Here is a 412-nt window from a genome sequence, read left to right as displayed (position 1 = left end):
CGATCACGACCTGCGCCGGAGCATTGAAGTTCACCGCTTCGACGACGCCCGCCTCCGCGGCTTCCGCGCATACCGCGCGCACCGTGTCGTCGTCGAGGCCCAGGATCGCGGCCATGCCGCCCTGGCCGACCGGCACGGCCGTCTGCATCGCCTGTGCACGAAAGCGCACGAGCGGCACCGCATCCTTGAACGCAAGTGCGCCGGCCGCGACGAGCGCCGTGTATTCACCGAGGCTGTGGCCGGCGACGATCGACGGCGCCGGGCCGCCTGCCTGCTGCCACGCGCGGTAGCACGCGTACGCCGCGGTCAGCATCACGGGCTGCGTGTTGGTGGTCAGGTTCAGTTCTTCGGCCGGGCCTTCGGCGATCAGCTTGCCGAGATCCTGATTGAGTGCATCGGATGCTTCCTGGAG

At 69.2% G+C, this 412-nt stretch carries 1 protein-coding gene; it reads right to left on the bottom strand.

What is annotated here, in order from left to right; all coding sequences use genetic code 11:
* The coding region (locus tag M3190_RS15265; RefSeq protein WP_251583599.1) for an ACP S-malonyltransferase at positions 1 to 412 on the bottom strand (412 nt) is incomplete at both ends.

Source organism: Microbacterium oleivorans (assembly GCF_023715745.1).
Classification (GTDB): Bacteria; Actinomycetota; Actinomycetes; order Actinomycetales; family Microbacteriaceae; genus Microbacterium; species Microbacterium oleivorans_D.
This window is presented reverse-complemented; position numbering and strand designations above follow the sequence as displayed.